Consider the following 17506-nt stretch of genomic DNA (forward strand, 5'->3'; position numbering starts at 1 on the left):
GCCTATTTTACATCCAGACGCAGCATTTTACTTGTTCATTGACTCGACGCACATTCGTGCTTCGATAGGTTCGGCACGGGGTCCATCGCTTTGATGGTGCCGCCAGGGGGAATAGAATGACATCCATACTTGCGCTTTTCATCGGCGTGGTCGCCGGCCTGCGGGCCATGACCGCCCCGGCTGCCGTGGCCTGGGCGGCCTATCTCGGCTGGCTCAACCTTTCAGGCAGCTGGCTTGCCTTTCTCGGCACGATCTGGGCGGTTCTCGTCCTGTCGCTGCTGGCCGTGGTCGAACTGATCACCGACCAATTGCCGGCAACGCCGAGCCGCAAGGTTCCGCAGCAGTTCGGTGCACGGCTGATCACCGGCGCGCTGGCTGGTGCGGCAATCGGCATGCCTTATGGTATCTGGCTGGCTGGCCTGGTGTCGGGCGTCATCGGAGCCGTGATCGGCACCTATGGCGGCGCTGCCGTGCGTGCCAAGCTTGCCGCGCATTTCGGCAAGGACCCGCCGGCCGCCTTCATCGAGGATGCCGTTGCGATCGTCGGCGCATTCCTGATCATTGCCATGCTGCCGGGTGCGGCGGCCGCATGAGGAGCTTCGACGCCATCATCATCGGGGCCGGGCAAGCCGGCCCCTCGCTTGCAGGGCGGTTCAACGACGCCGGCAAAACGGTTGCGATCATCGAGCGCAAACATGTCGGCGGCACCTGCGTCAATACCGGCTGCAAGCCTACCAAGACGCTGGTCGCCAGTGCCTATGCCGCGCATCTTGCCCGCCGAAGCAGGGATTACGGCATTGTCCTTGGCGGCGACGTGACGGTGGACATGCCGGCCGTTATGCATCGTTCGCATCAGGTGACGCTGGATTCCCGTCACGGCAATGAAAGCTGGCTTGACGGCATGCAACACTGCACGCTGATCCGTGGCCATGCCCGTTTCGAGAGCGCCAACACGATCCGCGTCGGGAACGAGATCCTCACCGCGCCGCAGATTTTCCTGAACGTGGGAGCCCGTGCCGCCATTCCGGATTTTCCCGGCGTCCAAGACGTTCCCTATATGACCAATAGCGATATCGTCGTGCTCGACCGGTTGCCCAGGCATCTGGTGGTGATCGGCGGCAGCTATATCGGGCTTGAATTCGCGCAGATGTACCGCCGCTTCGGCTCGCAAGTGACGGTGGTGGAAAAGGGCCCGCGCCTGGTCGGCCGCGAGGACGAAGAGATTTCCGATGCGGTGCGCGGCATTCTCGAGGCGGAAGGCATCCAGATCCGCACCGGCGCCGAATGCATCCGCTTTGCCAAGCACGCAGACGGCGTTGCGGTCGGCGTCACCTGCACCGAAGGCGAGCCGGAGGTGATCGGCTCGGATGTGCTGCTGGCCGTCGGGCGCAACCCGAATACCCAGGATCTCGGTCTGGACAAGGCCGGCGTCGAATTGGATGCGCGCGGCTATATCAAGGTCGGCGACGATCTTGCCACCAATGTCGAGGGGATCTGGGCACTCGGTGACTGCAACGGCCGCGGCGCCTTTACCCACACCGCCTATAATGACTTCGAGATCGTTGCTTCCAATCTTTTCGACGGCGAGAACCGCAAGGTTTCCGACCGGCTGCTCGGCTATGCGCTCTATATCGATCCGCCGCTCGGCCGCGTCGGCATGAGCGAAACCGAAGCGCGCAAGGCCGGCAAGAACATCCTGGTCGGCACACGGCCGATGACGAAGGTCGGCCGCGCGGTCGAAAAAGGCGAAACCCTGGGCTTCATGAAGATCGTCGCCGATGCAGACACGAAGCAGATCCTTGGGGCTGCCATCCTCGGCACGGGCGGCGACGAATCCATACACGGAATATTGGACATGATGAATGCCGGCGCCACTTACGACACGCTGCGATGGGCAATGCCGATCCACCCGACCGTTTCCGAATTGTGGCCGACCGTGATCCTATCCATGCAGCCGAATTGATCCCTCTTTTGCACATGATCGAATTTTAGCCGCCCGTTAAGAAGCTCGGCAAGCTTTGCGGGTTATTAACGAGGCTGGGGTCCCTGTTCATGATGGAAACAAATGTGCGGTTTTGCTGGCTTTGCGGGTGATGCATGCGCCTTAGGTGACGGGCAAGCGCTGCTGGCGGAGATGGCCCGGGCGATCGCCCATCGCGGCCCCGATGGACAGGGCATCTACCTTGCTCCGGGCATCGGCCTTCCGCATGTGCGCCTTTCCATCGTCGGCCTGGCCGACGGCAAACAGCCGATGACCGACCTACTGGGTCGGTTCACGATCGCCTTCAACGGGGAGATCTTCAACTATGTGGAACTGCGCGACGATCTGAAGTCGCGTGGCGTGGTTTTCCGTACCGGCTCGGATACGGAGGTGCTGCTGCAGCTCTATGCGGCTTATGGCGCGGCATGCCTTTCGCGACTGAACGGCGACTTTGCCTTCGCCATCTGGGACGCGCAGGAGCGCCGGCTGATGCTGGCTCGCGACCGGATGGGCGTACGGCCGCTTTTCTACACGCAGCACAAGGGAACCCTCTATTTCGCCTCGGAAGTGAAGGCACTGCTACGGGTGCCCGGTATCGAAGCGGAACTGGATCCCTTCGCACTGGATCAGATCTTCACGCTCTGGGCTCCCATCGCTCCCCGCACTGCTTTCAGGAATATCTTCGAGCTCGAGCCCGGCCAGTTCCTGACGCTCGATAACGGCAAGCCCTCGCTGCACGAGTATTGGACGCTCGATTATCCGGACGGCGGCGACCATGGCGACACACTTGAAAGCAATGCGCAGGAAGAGCTGCGCGCCCTGCTGACGGATGCAACCCGGCTGCGCATGCGGGCCGATGTGCCAGTCGGATCCTACCTGTCCGGCGGCCTCGATTCTTCCCTTATTGCAGCGCTGGCGGCGCCGATGGCGCCGGGCGGGCTGAATACATTCTCCGTCACCTTCGATGATGCCGAGCACGACGAAAGCGCGTTCCAGCAGGAGATGGCGCAAGCACTCGGCACCCGCTATCGTTCCGTCGCTTGCCGCAGCGGCGATATCGCCGGCAGTTTCACCGATGTGATCCGCTTCACCGAGCGGCCGGTCCTGCGCACGGCACCTGCCCCGCTTTATGCACTTGCGGGCCTGGTTCGCGACGAAGGCATGAAGGTCGTGCTGACCGGCGAAGGCGCCGACGAAGTTTTTGCCGGCTACGACATCTTTCGCGAGGCACGCGTTCGCCGCTTCTGCGCCCGTCAGCCGGCCTCGAAGATCCGCCCGCATCTGTTCCGGAAGCTTTACCCTTACCTGCCGGGCCTGAAGCAGCAGTCACCGGAATATCTGGCCGCCTTCTTCGGCGCAGCGACCGACCGGGCCGACGACCCGCTGTTTTCGCACCGGCCGCGCTTCCGCTCCACGGCGGCGGCGAAGATTTTCTATTCGGACGATCTTCGCGCGACATTGGGCGCCTACGATGCGGCCGAAGAGCTCGCTTCCCGTCTGCCGGACCGTTTCCGCCGCTGGCATCCGCTGCACCAGGCGCAGTATCTGGAAAGCCGCTTCCTGCTGCCGGGCTATATCCTGTCGAGCCAAGGCGACCGGATGGCCATGGCCCATGGTGTTGAAGGGCGTTTTCCGTTTCTCGATCACCGGCTGGTGGAATTTGCCGCCCGCCTGTCTCCCGAGCTGAAGCTCCGGGGGCTGGAAGAAAAGCACATCCTGCGCAATGTCGCGCGCGACCTGCTGCCACCGACGATTGTCCGGCGTCCGAAGCAACCCTATCGGGCGCCGGACAGCCGCAGCTTTGTTGGAGAAAGTGAACCGGCCTATCTGTCGGAAACACTGAGCCAAGGGGCGATCGCGGCCGGCGGCCTGTTCAACCCGCGCGCCGTCGCAAAGCTTCACCAGAAATGCCAGAGCCAGCATGTCTCCGGCTTCCGGGATAATGCCGCCTTTGTGGGTATCCTGTCCACCCAGCTCTGGCTGGACAGCTTTAACGCTGCAGGCAAGACCAACGATCCTCGGACGGGCGTCGCTTTGGCCAAAGCGTAACACCGAGGGTCCCTCTCCTCATTTCGTTCGTCGAAGAATTGTTGTTCTTTCCCAATGATGAGGGATCAAAACCACCGCTCGCCGGTTTGATCTTCATCAGAAGCAGAAAGAAGGAGACATCCTCATGGCGAATGCAAGCTCTAAGCATATTGGTGCCGGCGCCCAGGGCAAAAGCAGTGGAACCGGAGCGATGACGGATATCGACAAGGACATCCTCCCGGAAAACATGGTGCTTTCCAACCGCGACAAGGCGCAGCATTCGCGCGAGCGCGGCCTGGACAGCAAAACGGTACAGACGGAACAGTTCCACGATCACGAGGCGAACCATCTGGAATAACCTCTAGACCGGATTCACGACTGAGTGAGCAGGGCCGAATGGCCCGCTCATTACCGGATTGTAACCTGCTTCTCCCTTGCCAATGAAGGAAGAAGGAGTAGTCTGACGGCATTATCGGCAATCTGACAGGGCGCTGATGACCGGAAGACATTGCGCTTCCGCCCCGATAGTGGAGGCCGAAACATGCATCCGGCAGTTCTCACTAATGCGTTCGAACCCAATGAACTCGCGTTTCTGCAGCGTTTCTTCAAGGAGATCTGCGCTAAACGCGGCGTAGCAGGCGACACACCCGCCGCAACAGATATCGCTTCTCAGATCATCCAGCTTTATCAGCGAGGCGTCCGGGACGAAACCCACCTGCAGATCGAGCTGAACGGTACCGTCTTCAGCAAGAGCTGACATTCCGACTGCCGTCTGGACAGTTCGATATCCCAACTGCACCTCGCACCCGCTTCCTCAGTGTCGAGATCGATCTCCAGTCAGCTTACCGTTTCGCCTGCAGATCGCGCTCGTCGCGCATCAGGAAGACCCGGGTTATGTCGTCAAGATTGCTGCCGAGCCAGTCGGCCATGGCAATTTCTTGCTGGAGAATGTCTTCGAAGACGGCCTTGGCTTCCGTTTCACCGAGTTCATCCGCAGCGGCGATGAGAACCCGGTAGGTGGCGATTTCCATATGCTCGAAGGCGTAGCTCGACATCGAGCCCTTAACCACCTCGTCGCTGGTCAGCATGCCACCGACGCCTTGCGCCGTGGCGGCCAGCTTGGCAGCGACATGCTTCAGCGTCGAGGCGCCGCCTGAAAGGCGGTCGAGCAGGCCTTTCAGTCTTTCCGCCTGACCCTGTGTTTCGGCCAGATGCGCCTCCAGCCGCGCCTTGAGATCGGGATAGCTTTCTATGCGCCGGGATTGCGCCGTCAGCATGGTGATCGCCTGCTCTTCCATCGCATGAGCATTCTTCAGCCAGGCGATGAAATTGTCTCGCGCATGAGTCATTGTTTCTCCTCCTGGATGTTTCTTCTTCGGACATGTTTTCAATTCACGAGAGCAGGCGAGGTTCCTGAGAAGGGAACATTTGGCCGCGAGTTTGGTTTTCTCACCACGTCGCGGCAGTTGCCGACACGGCAAAGATGAGGGTTGCAAGATGACGAACCAGAAACAGGCGAGAGTGCTGATCGGAGCCTTTATCGTCGTGATTGTCGTGGGAGCCGGCGGTTACTTCCTCGCGTCAGGTACCGGCAGCGCACCTCTGGTCCCACCGGATCGCGCCGGCACCGCCGAAAACCTGCCGGCTGGTCCCGCTATGAAGGCGGATCAGGCAACGACAGGGTCGGTCAGCCCACAGAAATGATCTTGAGCTATGCCGAGCTGACATGGGAGCATAGGGATGACATCTGCAATGGATCCACCCGGCGTGCCGGACGAGCCGAGCGAGCAGCCGCCCATGCCGGCGCCGGCCTGGGCGCCGAGACCGGTGGTTGACGAGCCTGAGCCTGATGGGCTACCCGATGGCGCACCCGCGCAGGAGCCCGACGAGCAGGACCCTGGCGAAACGCCGATACCCACCCCTGTGCCTTCCGGCATCTAGCGCGACACTGCGCTGGCCGGCAGACCAGAAAGAGGTAAGAATGGCTATCCGAGGCTACTTGCAGTCGAACCGTGGCACGTCAGGCCAGCGGCCACAGGACAAACATGTCAATCCGGGACTTTGGAAGCTGGTGACCGCAGCGGCCGCCATTCTCATACTCCTGGTCGTGTCCATAGAGCTGTTCAAGCAGCCCGACGCATCGCTGGTGAGCAAACCGGAGCATCAAAGCGTAAGTCATTAAACGGTAGTCTCGACGGAAGGTCATCCGGCTGCGGCTGGAACAATTTGCAGATGTTGGCGTTCATGTGCACCGCAAGGACGAGGTGGCGCAGGTGGACGTGACGACTTATCACAGCAGGACTATATTGCAGGAACGGGATCCCATTCTGAAGCCGGGCCGCAATTTATGGCGGTCCGCAAAGGCCGACAGGCTCAGCTTCCTGATCGATGGCGAGGAATATTTCCGGCGCCTGCAGGAGGTCCTGCCTCAGGCGGAAAAGTCCATCTTCATCATCGGCTGGGACTTCAATCCGGATATCCGGCTGACGCCGCGCGATCCGGCAAGCCCGACGCTCGGACAGATCCTGCGCGATTGCGTCGATCGCAATCCCGAACTTGTTCTGCGCATTCTCGTCTGGGGGATGGGTCCGATCTATTCGGGCAAGAGCTTCAAGATGTTCGGCAAGATGGATTGGAGCGATCATCCGCGCATCCAGCTGCGCTTCGATTTCCGCCATCCGCTGCGCGCCAGCCACCACCAGAAGATCGTCGTGCTCGACGATCAGGCGGCGTTCCTCGGTGGCATCGACCTGACCGCCCGCCGTTGGGACGACCGCAACCACTCGATCGACAACCCGGTCCGCGTTGCGCCGGACGGCGTGGCCTATGGCCCGGTGCATGACATGCAGACGTTGGTGACCGGGCCGATCGCCGGCATGATCGGCGAGGTTGCGCGGCGGCGCTGGAAGACGGCGACGCAAGAAACAGTGCCCGCCACGACCGTCGATAAGCCGGCGCCGTGGCCGGCGGGGCTCACGCCGGCGCTGGAAAACTGCAGCACCGGCCTTGCCCTGACGGAGCCTTGGAAATGGAAGGGCCGGCGCGGACACCGCGAAGCGATCCGCCTGACCCATGATGCGCTGAAGGCCGCCAAGCGGCATCTGTATATCGAAACCCAGTATCTCGCCTCCTTCGGCGTCGGCCGGACACTTGCCAAGCTTTTGCGAGCGTCCGACGGGCCGGAGATTGTGGTGATCGTCACATGCGAGTCGCACGGCTTTCTCGAAAGGCTGACCATGGGCGGCAACCGCAACCGGCTGATCCGCCGACTACAGCGTGCCGACCGCCATAACCGGCTGCGCGTCTTCTTTGCCGTGACGCCCGACGGCAAGGGCGGCGAACGCGAGATCATCGTGCATTCCAAGGTGATCATTGCCGACGACCGCTTCGTGCGGGTCGGCTCCTCCAACCTCAACAACCGGTCGGAAGGCCTCGATACCGAATGCGATATCGCGGTGGAAACCAGTGATCCGCTTTCCCGCCGGTCGATCCTTTCGCTGCGCAATGATCTGATTGCCGAACATCTCGACGCCGATCCGGCTCAGGTGACCGAAATCATCCGGGAAACCGGATCGATGATCGCCGCCATGGACCGGCTGAATGTCCATCCGCGCGGCCTGCGACCATTCGAGATCGACCCCCACAAGGGCGAAACCGGCTCGCTGATCGGCACCGGACTGGTGGACCCGAAGCAGCCGTTCTGGCCGATTCCCGAAATTAGTTCCTGGGTGAGGAAGATGGCCGGCCGCCTGTCAGCCCGCCGGATGTCCTGACGGCTGCCGGCGATAATAGGCTTCTGCAATGACGAGGGTCGGCAGGCCGATCATCAGCGGCACGAAGAAGTAAAGCACCCGGAAGGCGACCATGGCGCCGATCGCTTCCGTGCCGGGAAGGATGCCGAGAATGGTGGCTTCCAGCACGCCGAGCCCGCCCGGCACATGGCTGATCAGCGCTGCCATATTAGCCGTCACATAGGCCGTCGCCACCTGCAGATAGCCGGCCTCGGTGAAGGCGGCGAGCAGTTGGTGGATGGCGGCGGCGACGCAGGCGAAATTCAGCGCACCTATGCCGATCTGCGCCAGCGCAAGCCGCAAGACCGGCGGCTCGAAGCGCCATGAGCGGACAATCAGCGGGCGCCGCAGAAAGGCGCAAAGCAGCAGATAACCCGCCGGGACGGCAAGGCAGGCGCAGCCGAGCAGGGCCCGCGCCGCGCGGTTCATGCCCAGAAGATCCGTCGCGCGGCCGAGATCGGCAAGCAGGGCCAGACCTGCCAGCGTCGCCAGCCCAAGTCCGACGGTAACGCCGCAGAAAATGATCACTTTGCCGATTTCCTCGGCGCCGAGGCCCCAGCGGGAATAAAAGCGGTAGCGCACGGCACCGCTGCTCAAGGCGGCCATGCCGACATTATGGCCGATGGAGAGCGCGGTGAACGAGGCGAGCGCGGTTTCCCGATAAGGGAGCGGCTTGCCCGCATAGCGCACGGCCAGCGCATCGAACATGGTCAGGCAGAAATAGGAGAGGATGACGAAGCAGAAGGCGCCGGCCAGCCGCAGACCGGAAATCGACTGGATGGATTCCTCGATCTCGTCCCAGGTATAGCGGCCGAGGCTACGATAAACGAGAAGGGCCGCAACACAGACCGCGGCACCGAGCAAGAGTTTCAGGAGGTGCCGTCTGATAGCCATTGTTTCTCCGCATGCTGACTTGCCGGGTGGGAACGAAACGGCGCCGAAGGTGTTCCCCGCGCTATGAACGATCCTACAGCCGCCAAGATTTCCACGCCCCGCCGATTGAAGATCCTCACCTACAATGTCCACAGCTGCATCGGCACGGACCGCAGGCTCGATCCTGCGCGCATTGCCGAGGTCATCGCTCTGCTGCAGCCGGACATTATCGGCCTGCAGGAACTGGATGTCGGCCGCAGCCGGACCGGCGGCGTCGACCAGGCGCAGGTGATCGCCTCCCTGCTGAGCATGGATTTTCATTTCCACGCCGCCCTCAATATTGCCGAAGAGCGCTATGGCGATGCCATCCTGACTGCCCTGCCGGCAAGATTGGTCAAGGCCGGGGAACTCCCTTCGCTTGGGGAACAAAGGGGCGCGCTTTGGGTGGAAGTAGACTGCGGCGATCGCAAGCTGCAGATTTTCAACACCCATCTGGGCCTGTTCGGCAAGGATCGCATGGGGCAGATCAACTGCCTGCTCGGGCCGGAATGGCTGGGGCAGCAAATGTTGTCGCATCAGCCCCGCATCCTGATCGGCGACCTCAATTCGACGCCGATCACCAGGACCTACAAACAAGCGGCCAAGGCTCTCAACGACGCGCATTCGGCCTGCGTCGCAAGGCCCAAGGCGACATTCCCGTCGCGCTTTCCGCTTTTGCGCCTCGACCACGTCTTCGTTTCGGACGAAATCCGCGTCGTGGAGGTCGAGGCCGTTTCGACGCCGCTCACCCGCCGCGCCTCCGACCACCTGCCGCTCCTGGCGACGGTGGAAGTCTGAAGGCGCGGCGGACAATCTCCGCCGCGCCTTCTTTATCCTTCTGCCGGCGCGAGCGCCGCCAGGCTCTCGCTCAGCCCTTCTTGTGGCCGCTTTCCTGGCCGCGACCGCGGATGATCGCCGGATCGTCGTTCATCGAGACATCGGCGGCGCGCATGTTGATATTGTCTCCGCGCCGAAACGCCTCGCGGGCCGCATCGCCGCGCTTGAGGTCGGTTTCGGCGTCGAATTCCTCGCCCGCATTGGCGGTGTTCACCTGCTTTTGCAGGATATCGCGCTGTTGCTGATGGGTCTTGTTGCCTTGCATGGACTTTCTCCTTATGTGCCGCCGCTACGTGCTGGCGCGGCCCCGCTGATCGGGATCGACGCCGCCAAACCGGTTGGCGTCATTGGCTCACGAGAGCAAAACCGGGACAGATGGCGATTGTTCCGCATGCGCGATCGCTAAAATACACGAGGCTGCGCGGGACGAGTTTGAAGCAAGACTGCTCGCCAGACGTCGCTCACCCGGCTTGTCCCGGTGACACTACAGCTTGATAAATTGCCTCCCCAACTGGTTTTTCCTAAGGCAAGCGCCTTTTCGTGGGTGAGGTGTAGTCGGACGCGACCTTCTGGAATTTGAGACACCAATTAGCGAACACCTCGGCATAAGATCTACGAGGCTCTCGCAGGTCGCTAATCGTTCGCGCACAGTCGCCCACAGCTGATAATGTTACCGATCTTGATCGCGAACATGTTCGAGATGACAGCGCCGTCCGTTAGGGTGCATAGGTCTTCCAGCACTGCCTTACCCAGTGGCCCGGACACTATATTAAGCAGGGTCTTTCTTTTAACGGCGGCGCAGCTAGCTTCAAGAAGCCGCGCCGCCCCTTATCCTTAATGCGACATCGACACGTTACTGGAATGGGCGCGGGCCAGTGCTTCCATCTGTGTTAACTCGGCCTGCTGCTCTGAAACAATGTGCTCAGCCAACTGCCTCAGTTCCGGATCATTTCCACTCTCCAAATAGGTGCGCGCCATGTCGATCGCAGCCTGGTGATGCGGCACCATCAACGCCACAAAGTCGCGATTCACATCACCCGTTACGTTTACGCGGTTGGCGGCTTCGTGCATCGCGTGCATCTGTGCCATCATCGCCGCGGCAGCCCCTGCGCCAGGTGCGCGGTTCGCCTCGGCGTCGCCATGGTAGTGCTCGTTTCCACGCCAGAAGGCTCCGGGTGCAGCTCCCGTGTTGGTGTTGACGACGCTGGATTCCGGCCGCAGCAGTGCTGCTATTTGTCCGCTCGCGCGTTCATAGATGATATTATGCAGTCCAGCATACGACACCATCGTTACCGCGAGCCCGGCAGCGAGCCCGGCGGGTACGTATAGCGTCGCGGAGCGACCCTGGGGCGAGATTTCGAGTGCACTGTTGCGCAAAGGATCGGCAAGCACGACGAGTAAGGACGCCAATATCGTCGCATGACCTATCAGGTCCACCCGTCCGAATGGATAAACCGCCGCAAACATCAGCGCAAACAGAGCAAAGGCGGACAGTCGGCGTACCAGCGGCGTCCAGAGCAAACCGAACCCCAAAGTAAAATCAGCGACGCCCGCCATTGTGGTATATGGGCCGAATGGGATACCAAACGCGAGGAATGGCTTTTCCTCAAGAAGCGGCATGAACCACTGTGGATACATGAACTTTTCCATGCTCGACCAGGTGAGCGCCAGCGCAATGCCCCAACGTAGCACTGCGAAACGGCGGTCGTGCCATTTCCCATCCGGCATCCCTGAAAGGAGCAAATAGCCTGCAAGCCCTAGACCCAATGCGAGGTAATCAAACAGGTGGAAGAGGTCGTATGCACCCAGCGTGAATAGCCACAGGACCACGATGGCAAGCGCGGCCAGTGGCCGGGTGCGGCGCATCGGGATCAGCAGTGCAATAACAATCTGCGCCCAGGGAACTAGTTCGGATTTCGTCTTAAGGTCAGGCGTCAGATAAGTCCCGCCTACGGCGAACAAAGCTACAAAAAATGCCGCCATGACGCTCAGCAAGAAAGGATCTGCATGGCGGCGCAGCGGCGATGTGGCAGTATCCAGCCCTTCTAATACTAGCTGCCCCGGCCGCCTCTGCTCTAGGAGGGTCGCCACCAGGAAAAAGCCGAGAACCAATAGGAGCGCCAGCCAGAAGTAAGGAAGGCCAAGCGTAGTCGTGATGGGGACCGGCTTGGCGGAGACTTCATAAGCCTCAAACCACTTCACATGAGCCGACGCCGCTGAAGGCGCAAGCGTGCACAAAAGCGCAAGAGAAGCACGCCCAGCCGACGGCACTCCTTTATCAGATTGACGAAAGAACATGATGGTTTCCTTGTTGTCCCGGCGTTGCGGGCCTTATGCTTTGCCGGGGTCTGCACGCGGAATAGATAAAGCACGGCATCCGCGCATTGATTGAAATCAATGCACCGACTGCCGCGCCAATGAATCATCGCGATGACGGCTAGGCCCATATCAAGCGCAGTAAACAGGACCGCAGCTGTCCTGGGCAAACCGAATTGTAGTCTCGACCAAAAAGCCTGCCCGGCTTTCTCGTCGACGGAATGGATTAGTGGAAGTCCATCCCGGCGACCGCTTGCAGACCACGGTTATCGACCAGTTCAACAATATGCGGTTCAGGGAGCTGGATCAGGCCCGTATTGCGCAGCTTGGTAAAGGAGCGGCTGACGGTCTCAATCGTGAGCCCGAGATAGTCGGCGATATCAGTGCGCGACATTGGCAGGGAAAGCGGATTGGCGGACAGCTTGTGCTCGGCCGCCCGCATCGACAAGGTCAGAAGAAAGCTTGCAAGCTTTTCGACCGGCGTCAAACGCCCGAGCATCACCTGGTTGTCGCGGGCTTGACGAAGAGCCATGCGGGTGAAGGCGTGCAGCCGATCCTTCAGCTTGGGGAAGCGTTCCATTAGCGCCTGCATGTCGCGGGTTGTAAACGAACAGAGCTGAACCGCCCCGATCGCTTCCGCCGTAGCGGAGTGGACGTCATCATCTGCCAGACCGAAGTAATCACCTGGAAGCAGGAAGCCGGTGATCTGGCGGCGGCCATCAGGAAGTGCGATTGAGAGGCGTAACACGCCGGCAGTAAGGCTATAAACCCGTCTCAACGGATCGCCCTCGCTCACCAGCATCTCGTCAGGAACGAGGTTACGCGACGTCATGATTTTCTCAAGCTCAGCAACTTCATCGTCCGCCAGTGCGGCACAGACCGCCATCGTGCGGACGTCGCAGCTGGCACAGGCGCCGCATGGCTTTCGAAATCCTAAAGATGGCGGCGCGGTCAAAGTCTTGTCGTCCATTTTGCCAGTCGATCCATCTCATGTGCTGTGATCCAGGTCGTCTAGCTAAGACGGCAGCCGGAATCTCTTGGGGAGACGGATCGCAACTTCTGGCATTTATACCAGCCTGCCCAGGTTACATCCAGAGACCTCGTTCTTCGCCGATTGCTTCACACTAAATCAAAACCTGCTTACGTGGCGGTGCAATGTCCCGCAGGCGCAAAGCATGGTGGCGAAGAAAAGGTGCAGGAATCAGTCGGCCTCACACGGCGTACATACACCGCTTCCTGCCGGCAGTACCGTCCAACAAGACTCCTGCTTCACGCGTTGAAGGGGCGGTGGGTTCAGGATTGGCTTCTAAATGGCGGACGCCAGGTTTGTTAGGCGATGGTAGAGGCGCAACAGGCGGCCGGCTAGAATGACCATGAAAAACCGCCCGCCCCTCACAGCCAGCGCACGGTGGCAGATCCTAAAACCTTGAGGTTACCGCGTGACATAGGAGATTTTAGAAATGCCATATCTCAAAAGCTTGCGCGACCATAGACTCAGCGGCCCTCACCGCCGCGTCAGGGCGACGAGATAGCGGGCCGGCGCTTTGGCGGGGTTTGAAAAAACGCAATCGGCTGGCGGGCCTAGCATCAGGCAATCGCCCTGGCGCAAATGGTGCAGCACCGGCCCCTCCCGGAAATCCAGAAGGCCTTCGAGAACCCAGATCTGCTGGTGCTGGAAGGCGAAGGCCGAGGCGGGATAAGGCACGCGCACGCCGGGCGGCAGGTCAACCTCCAGAAGCTCGATCGGCGCATTGGGCGGCGAAACGGCGCGGCGCGTATAGCCGGTTTCAGGATCGGTCCAGACAGGCTGCCGCTCGTAGGCTCTGCTGCGCAGCTCTTCCCGTTCGGCCAAGGCCAGCAAGACTGAAAGCGGCAGGCCGAAAGCGCCCGACAGCCGGCCGAGCACGGTTGCGGTCGGGCTCGCCTCCTTGCGCTCGATCTTGCTGATCATCGCTTTGGAAACGCCGGCCCGTTCCGCCAGCTCTGCCAGCGACCATTCCCGCGCTTCCCGCTCGGCCTTCAGCCGGGTGGCGATTGCTTCTGCCGGATCCTTTTCACTGCCGCTCAACTGGCTTGCCTTCCTCTGATCGTCTTATATAGTGGACGAACAGATCCTATAAGAGACACCGAGCATTCGCAACCGGACGAGGAACCGCGTGATGCGGGAAATTCGCTTCAATGCCTTCGACATGAACTGCGTGGGGCATATCCAGCAGGGCCTTTGGGCGCATCCCCGCGACCAGTCGCATCGCTATGCCGAACTGCGCTACTGGACGGATTACGCCAAAAGGCTGGAGAAAGGCCTGTTCGACGGAATTTTCTTTGCCGACGTGGTAGGCGTCAACGACGTTTATGGCGGCGACGGTGCGGCGGCGCTTAAAGGCGCGGTGCAGTTGCCGGTCAACGACCCGATGCTGCTGGTGCCGGCCATGGCGGCGGTGACGGAACATCTCTCCTTCGGCGTCACCGCCAACCTCACCTATGAGACACCCTTTCTGTTTGCCCGGCGCATGTCGACGCTTGATCACCTGACCGGCGGGCGGATCGGCTGGAACATCGTCACCGGCTATCTCGACAGTGCGGCGAAGGCGATCGGGCTCGAAGGCATGGCGGCGCATGACGACCGCTACGATCTGGCGGACGAATATATGGAGGTGATGTACCGGCTCTGGGAAGGCAGTTGGGATGATGACGCAGTGGTCTTCGACCGCGCCAATCATGTCTATGCTGATCCGTCCAAGGTGCGGAAGATCCACCACCAGGGCAAGCAGTACCATCTTAACGCCATCCACCTTTGCGAACCGTCGCCGCAGCGCACGCCGGTGCTTTACCAGGCCGGCTCCTCGACCCGCGGCCGGCAGTTCGCCGCCAGCCATGCGGAATGCGTCTTCGTCAACGGCCAGAAGATCGACGGCGTCAAAGCCATTGTCGACGATATCCGCGGGCGTGCGGTGGGCTATGGCCGGCAGGCAGAAGACATCAAGATTTTCGTCGGCGCAACGGTGGTGACGGGTCGCACGGAAAAGGAAGCGCGCGAGAAACTCGAGGATTACCGCGCCTATGCGAGTTCCGAAGGGGCGCTGGTGCATGCGGCCGCCTCGCTCGGCATCGACTTTTCCCGCTATGATCTGGATGAGCCGATCGAAACCGGCAAGAGCACCGCCATCGTCTCCAATGTCGAGGCGATGACCCGCACAGCCGGCCCGCAATGGACAAAGCGCAAGCTTCTGGAACAGATGGTCCTCGGAAGCCGACAAGCACCGATGGTCGGCTCGGCGGAACGGATCGCCGACAGGCTTGCCGAATGGATGGATGAGGCGGGCGTCGACGGCTTCAACCTGTCGCGCACCGTCGTGCCGGAATGTTTCGACGACATCATCGAGTTGGTCATTCCGATCCTGCAGGAGCGCGGCCTTTACAAGACAAGCTATAGCGACGGCACTCTGCGCGACAAGCTGTTCGGTACGCCGAGATTGCCGGATCGGCATGTGGGAGCGAAGCATAGGGCGGGGTGATGAAGACCTTGGACGACGCGTCGACCGCTACGGACATCCCTGCTGGAGGCCGCTGGGCTAGGCTGGCGCTGCTGTCGGTTGCGGTGGTCCTGTGCTTTTCCTGCTGGTTCTCGGCCAATGCCATCGCGCCGGAACTGAAGCGGGACTGGGCGCTGTCGGAAAATTCGGCGGCCTGGCTGACCAATGGCGTACAGATCGGCTTCGTCATCGGCGCGCTCTCGGCAAGCCTGTTCAATCTGCCGGACCTGGTCCGCATGAACCGGCTGATGGCGGGCTCCGCCCTGCTTGCCGGACTATCAAACCTCGCTCTGGTTCTGGAGCCAGGGCCTGCCGGCGCCGTCTTCTGCCGCATCGTCACCGGCTTTGCGCTGGCTGGTGTTTATCCTCCGGCGCTGAAACTGGTTTCCACTTGGTTCGTGTCGGGGCGCGGTCTGGCGCTGGCAAGCGTGATCGGCGCCATCACCGCCGGCTCGTCGCTACCGCATCTGTTTCGCGGCATATCGGCAGCGGTTGACTGGCGCAATGTCGTGCTCTTGGCAAGCGCTGCGACGCTGGTGGGCGCGCTGATCTTCCTCATCTTCACCCGCGAAGGCCCCTACCTTTTCGGTAAAGCACTGTTCGATCCCCGCCAGATCGGCCAAGTTCTCAAGGACCGCGACCTGCTGCTCGTCAATGGCGGCTATCTCGGCCATATGTGGGAACTCTATGCCATGTGGGCCTGGCTGCTCGCCTATCTGACTGCAGCATTCGAGGCGGATGGCGTCGTGATCGGCGGCGAGGCGTCGCTGCTGACCTTTCTGGCTGTCGCCTCCGGCGTCATCGGCTGCTTTGCCGGCGGCATCCTCTCCGACCACTTCGGACGCACAGCGACCACGGCCGGCATGATGATCGTGTCCGGCAGTTGCGCAGTCTTGATCGGCTTCGTCTTCGACGGCCCGTTCTGGCTGCTGGCCCTCGTGGTGATCGCCTGGGGCATTTCGATCATCGGCGATTCTGCTCAGTTTTCCGCCGCCGTCACGGAACTGGCGGACCGCAACTATATCGGAACGGCACTTTCGCTGCAGATGGGCATGGGTTTTGCCCTGACCATCCTGATGATCTGGCTGATGCCGCACCTCGCCGACTGGCTGGGCGGCTGGCGCTGGAGTTTTGCCGTGCTGGCCATCGGACCGGCTGTGGGCGCCGCCTGCATGCTGATCCTCAGGACCAAGCCGGAGGCAGCAAAACTTGCCGGCGGACGACGCTGACCAAGGCGCGACAGGCGCCCGCGCCGCAAGTGGGGAAACAGCTCGTCCCCTTGTGCGCCAATTACTCAACCGTATAATAAAGCTTTGTTGCAAACGACCTGGCTCGACGGATGAACCGCGCTTGGCCGGGACCTGAGAGATCTGATGAACGCCACACGCTCCTCGTTTTTCCCCCTGGCGTTTCGACAAGCGCATTTGCGCCCCCTGGCCCGCAGCCAATGAGCGTGGTCCGGCGTAGCTATACGCGGGCCTCGGAGGCCGAGCGGCGCGAAGATCTCATCCTCGCGACGCTGGATTGCATCGCTGAATTCGGGATCCAGGGCGCGACGGTGCGGCAGATCGCCATGCGCGCTGGCGTCACCGGCGGGCTGATCCGGCACTATTTCGCCACCAAGGACCAGATGCTGCAGGAGGCCTATCGCAAGGTCATGGCCGGCATGACCGAGACCGCCATCCGGGCGGCCGCTGAAGGAGAAACGGCGCGCGACCGTCTTCGCCATTTCATCATCGCCAATGTCACGCCACCCGTCACCGATCCGCGCACCCTGTCGCTCTGGGCCGCCTTTATCAGCCATATCCAGATCGATCCGAGCTTTGCTGCTATCCACCATGAAAACTACCGGGCCTTCCTGGATGCGCTGGAAAGCCTGCTGACGGCCTTCTTCATCGAGGAACAACGGGAGATCAGCAAAAGCCAGTGCCACGGCTTGGCCATTTCGCTTAGCGCTTTGGTCGACGGCCTCTGGCTGGAAGGCACGCTGGCGTCCGACATGTTTGGCGACAGCGAACTCGCCGATAATGCCCTGACATCCGTCGAAGCATTGCTGCGCCTTCAGCCCGGCCATCTTTCGGCAAGACAACGATAACAAAAGGAAATAC

19 protein-coding genes are annotated in these 17506 nt (G+C 61.2%); 13 read left to right on the forward strand and 6 right to left on the reverse strand.

Annotated elements, in window-relative coordinates:
• Nucleotides 1-116: 116 nt before the first annotated feature.
• The 5 genes from E2F50_RS05735 to E2F50_RS05755 all read left to right on the forward strand — a co-directional run bounded on the left by E2F50_RS05735 (nt 117) and on the right by E2F50_RS05755 (nt 4766).
• Nucleotides 117-593, forward strand: a complete 477-nt coding sequence (locus E2F50_RS05735; RefSeq protein ID WP_133315054.1) for a DUF4126 family protein — start codon at nt 117-119, stop codon at nt 591-593.
• On the forward strand, nt 590-1963 hold the full coding sequence (locus E2F50_RS05740) for an FAD-containing oxidoreductase (protein ID WP_133315055.1): 1374 nt from the start codon (nt 590-592) through the stop codon (nt 1961-1963). Before E2F50_RS05735 ends, E2F50_RS05740 begins: the two co-directional genes overlap by 4 nt.
• A gap of 102 nt (nt 1964-2065) precedes the next feature.
• Nucleotides 2066-4030 carry an asparagine synthase (glutamine-hydrolyzing) gene (gene asnB / locus E2F50_RS05745; protein ID WP_133315056.1) on the forward strand — a complete coding sequence of 655 codons (1965 nt, stop codon included), beginning with the start codon at nt 2066-2068 and terminating at the stop codon, nt 4028-4030.
• Nucleotides 4031-4154: 124 nt separating this feature from the next.
• Complete coding sequence (locus tag E2F50_RS05750; RefSeq protein ID WP_133315057.1) at nt 4155-4367, forward strand: hypothetical protein; 213 nt, start codon at nt 4155-4157, stop codon at nt 4365-4367.
• Between the two features lie 183 nt (nt 4368-4550).
• On the forward strand, nt 4551-4766 hold the full coding sequence (locus E2F50_RS05755) for a hypothetical protein (protein WP_133315058.1): 216 nt from the start codon (nt 4551-4553) through the stop codon (nt 4764-4766).
• Nucleotides 4767-4851: 85 nt separating this feature from the next.
• On the opposite strand, the gene E2F50_RS05760 is transcribed toward E2F50_RS05755, so the two are convergent.
• Complete coding sequence (locus E2F50_RS05760; protein ID WP_133315059.1) at nt 4852-5358, reverse strand: ferritin-like domain-containing protein; 507 nt, start codon at nt 5356-5358, stop codon at nt 4852-4854.
• Nucleotides 5359-5506: 148 nt separating this feature from the next.
• Here E2F50_RS05760 and E2F50_RS05765 point away from each other — a divergent pair, with 148 nt between their 5' ends.
• From E2F50_RS05765 to E2F50_RS05780, 4 genes are all read left to right on the forward strand, one after another.
• A complete protein-coding gene (locus tag E2F50_RS05765; protein ID WP_133315060.1) occupies nt 5507-5713 on the forward strand; it encodes a hypothetical protein in 207 nt (68 codons plus the stop codon).
• A 36-nt stretch (nt 5714-5749) separates the two neighbouring features.
• Nucleotides 5750-5950, forward strand: a complete 201-nt coding sequence (locus E2F50_RS05770; RefSeq protein WP_245515295.1) for a hypothetical protein — start codon at nt 5750-5752, stop codon at nt 5948-5950.
• 40 nt (nt 5951-5990) lie between these two features.
• Nucleotides 5991-6191, forward strand: a complete 201-nt coding sequence (locus tag E2F50_RS05775; protein ID WP_133315061.1) for a hypothetical protein — start codon at nt 5991-5993, stop codon at nt 6189-6191.
• Between the two features lie 64 nt (nt 6192-6255).
• Nucleotides 6256-7782 carry a phospholipase D-like domain-containing protein gene (locus E2F50_RS05780; RefSeq protein WP_245515296.1) on the forward strand — a complete coding sequence of 509 codons (1527 nt, stop codon included), beginning with the start codon at nt 6256-6258 and terminating at the stop codon, nt 7780-7782.
• Here the strand turns inward: E2F50_RS05780 and E2F50_RS05785 are convergent.
• Entirely contained in the window at nt 7762-8694 is a 933-nt protein-coding gene (locus E2F50_RS05785; protein WP_133315062.1) for a lysylphosphatidylglycerol synthase domain-containing protein, read from the reverse strand. The genes E2F50_RS05780 and E2F50_RS05785 overlap by 21 nt on opposite strands.
• 63 nt (nt 8695-8757) lie before the next feature.
• Between E2F50_RS05785 and E2F50_RS05790 the strand changes: the two genes are divergently transcribed.
• The gene (locus E2F50_RS05790; protein ID WP_133315063.1) at nt 8758-9510 is read left to right on the forward strand and encodes an endonuclease/exonuclease/phosphatase family protein; all 753 of its coding nucleotides are present in this window, start codon (nt 8758-8760) and stop codon (nt 9508-9510) included.
• Between the two features lie 70 nt (nt 9511-9580).
• Here the strand turns inward: E2F50_RS05790 and E2F50_RS05795 are convergent, their stop codons facing one another.
• From E2F50_RS05795 to E2F50_RS05810, 4 genes are all read right to left on the reverse strand, one after another.
• The gene (locus tag E2F50_RS05795) at nt 9581-9814 is read right to left on the reverse strand and encodes a hypothetical protein (RefSeq protein ID WP_133315064.1); all 234 of its coding nucleotides are present in this window, start codon (nt 9812-9814) and stop codon (nt 9581-9583) included.
• 569 nt (nt 9815-10383) lie between these two features.
• Entirely contained in the window at nt 10384-11847 is a 1464-nt protein-coding gene (locus E2F50_RS23330) for a DUF305 domain-containing protein (RefSeq protein ID WP_133315065.1), read from the reverse strand.
• Nucleotides 11848-12091: 244 nt separating this feature from the next.
• Nucleotides 12092-12835, reverse strand: coding sequence for a helix-turn-helix domain-containing protein (locus E2F50_RS05805; RefSeq protein WP_425375357.1), 744 nt, complete (start codon nt 12833-12835; stop codon nt 12092-12094).
• A 534-nt stretch (nt 12836-13369) separates the two neighbouring features.
• On the reverse strand, nt 13370-13933 hold the full coding sequence (locus E2F50_RS05810) for a helix-turn-helix domain-containing protein (protein WP_133315066.1): 564 nt from the start codon (nt 13931-13933) through the stop codon (nt 13370-13372).
• Nucleotides 13934-14024: 91 nt separating this feature from the next.
• Between E2F50_RS05810 and E2F50_RS05815 the strand changes: the two genes are divergently transcribed.
• The 3 genes from E2F50_RS05815 to E2F50_RS05825 all read left to right on the forward strand — a co-directional run bounded on the left by E2F50_RS05815 (nt 14025) and on the right by E2F50_RS05825 (nt 17493).
• Complete coding sequence (locus E2F50_RS05815; RefSeq protein WP_202615405.1) at nt 14025-15380, forward strand: LLM class flavin-dependent oxidoreductase; 1356 nt, start codon at nt 14025-14027, stop codon at nt 15378-15380.
• Nucleotides 15380-16627 (forward strand): MFS transporter, encoded by a 1248-nt coding sequence (locus tag E2F50_RS05820; protein WP_133315068.1) that lies wholly within the window; start codon nt 15380-15382, stop codon nt 16625-16627. Before E2F50_RS05815 ends, E2F50_RS05820 begins: the two co-directional genes overlap by 1 nt.
• Before the next feature lie 224 nt (nt 16628-16851).
• The gene (locus E2F50_RS05825; RefSeq protein WP_133315262.1) at nt 16852-17493 is read left to right on the forward strand and encodes a TetR family transcriptional regulator C-terminal domain-containing protein; all 642 of its coding nucleotides are present in this window, start codon (nt 16852-16854) and stop codon (nt 17491-17493) included.
• Nucleotides 17494-17506 lie beyond the last annotated feature (13 nt).

This window comes from Rhizobium deserti (assembly GCF_004358025.1).
In the GTDB taxonomy this organism is placed as follows: domain Bacteria; phylum Pseudomonadota; class Alphaproteobacteria; order Rhizobiales; family Rhizobiaceae; genus Neorhizobium; species Neorhizobium deserti.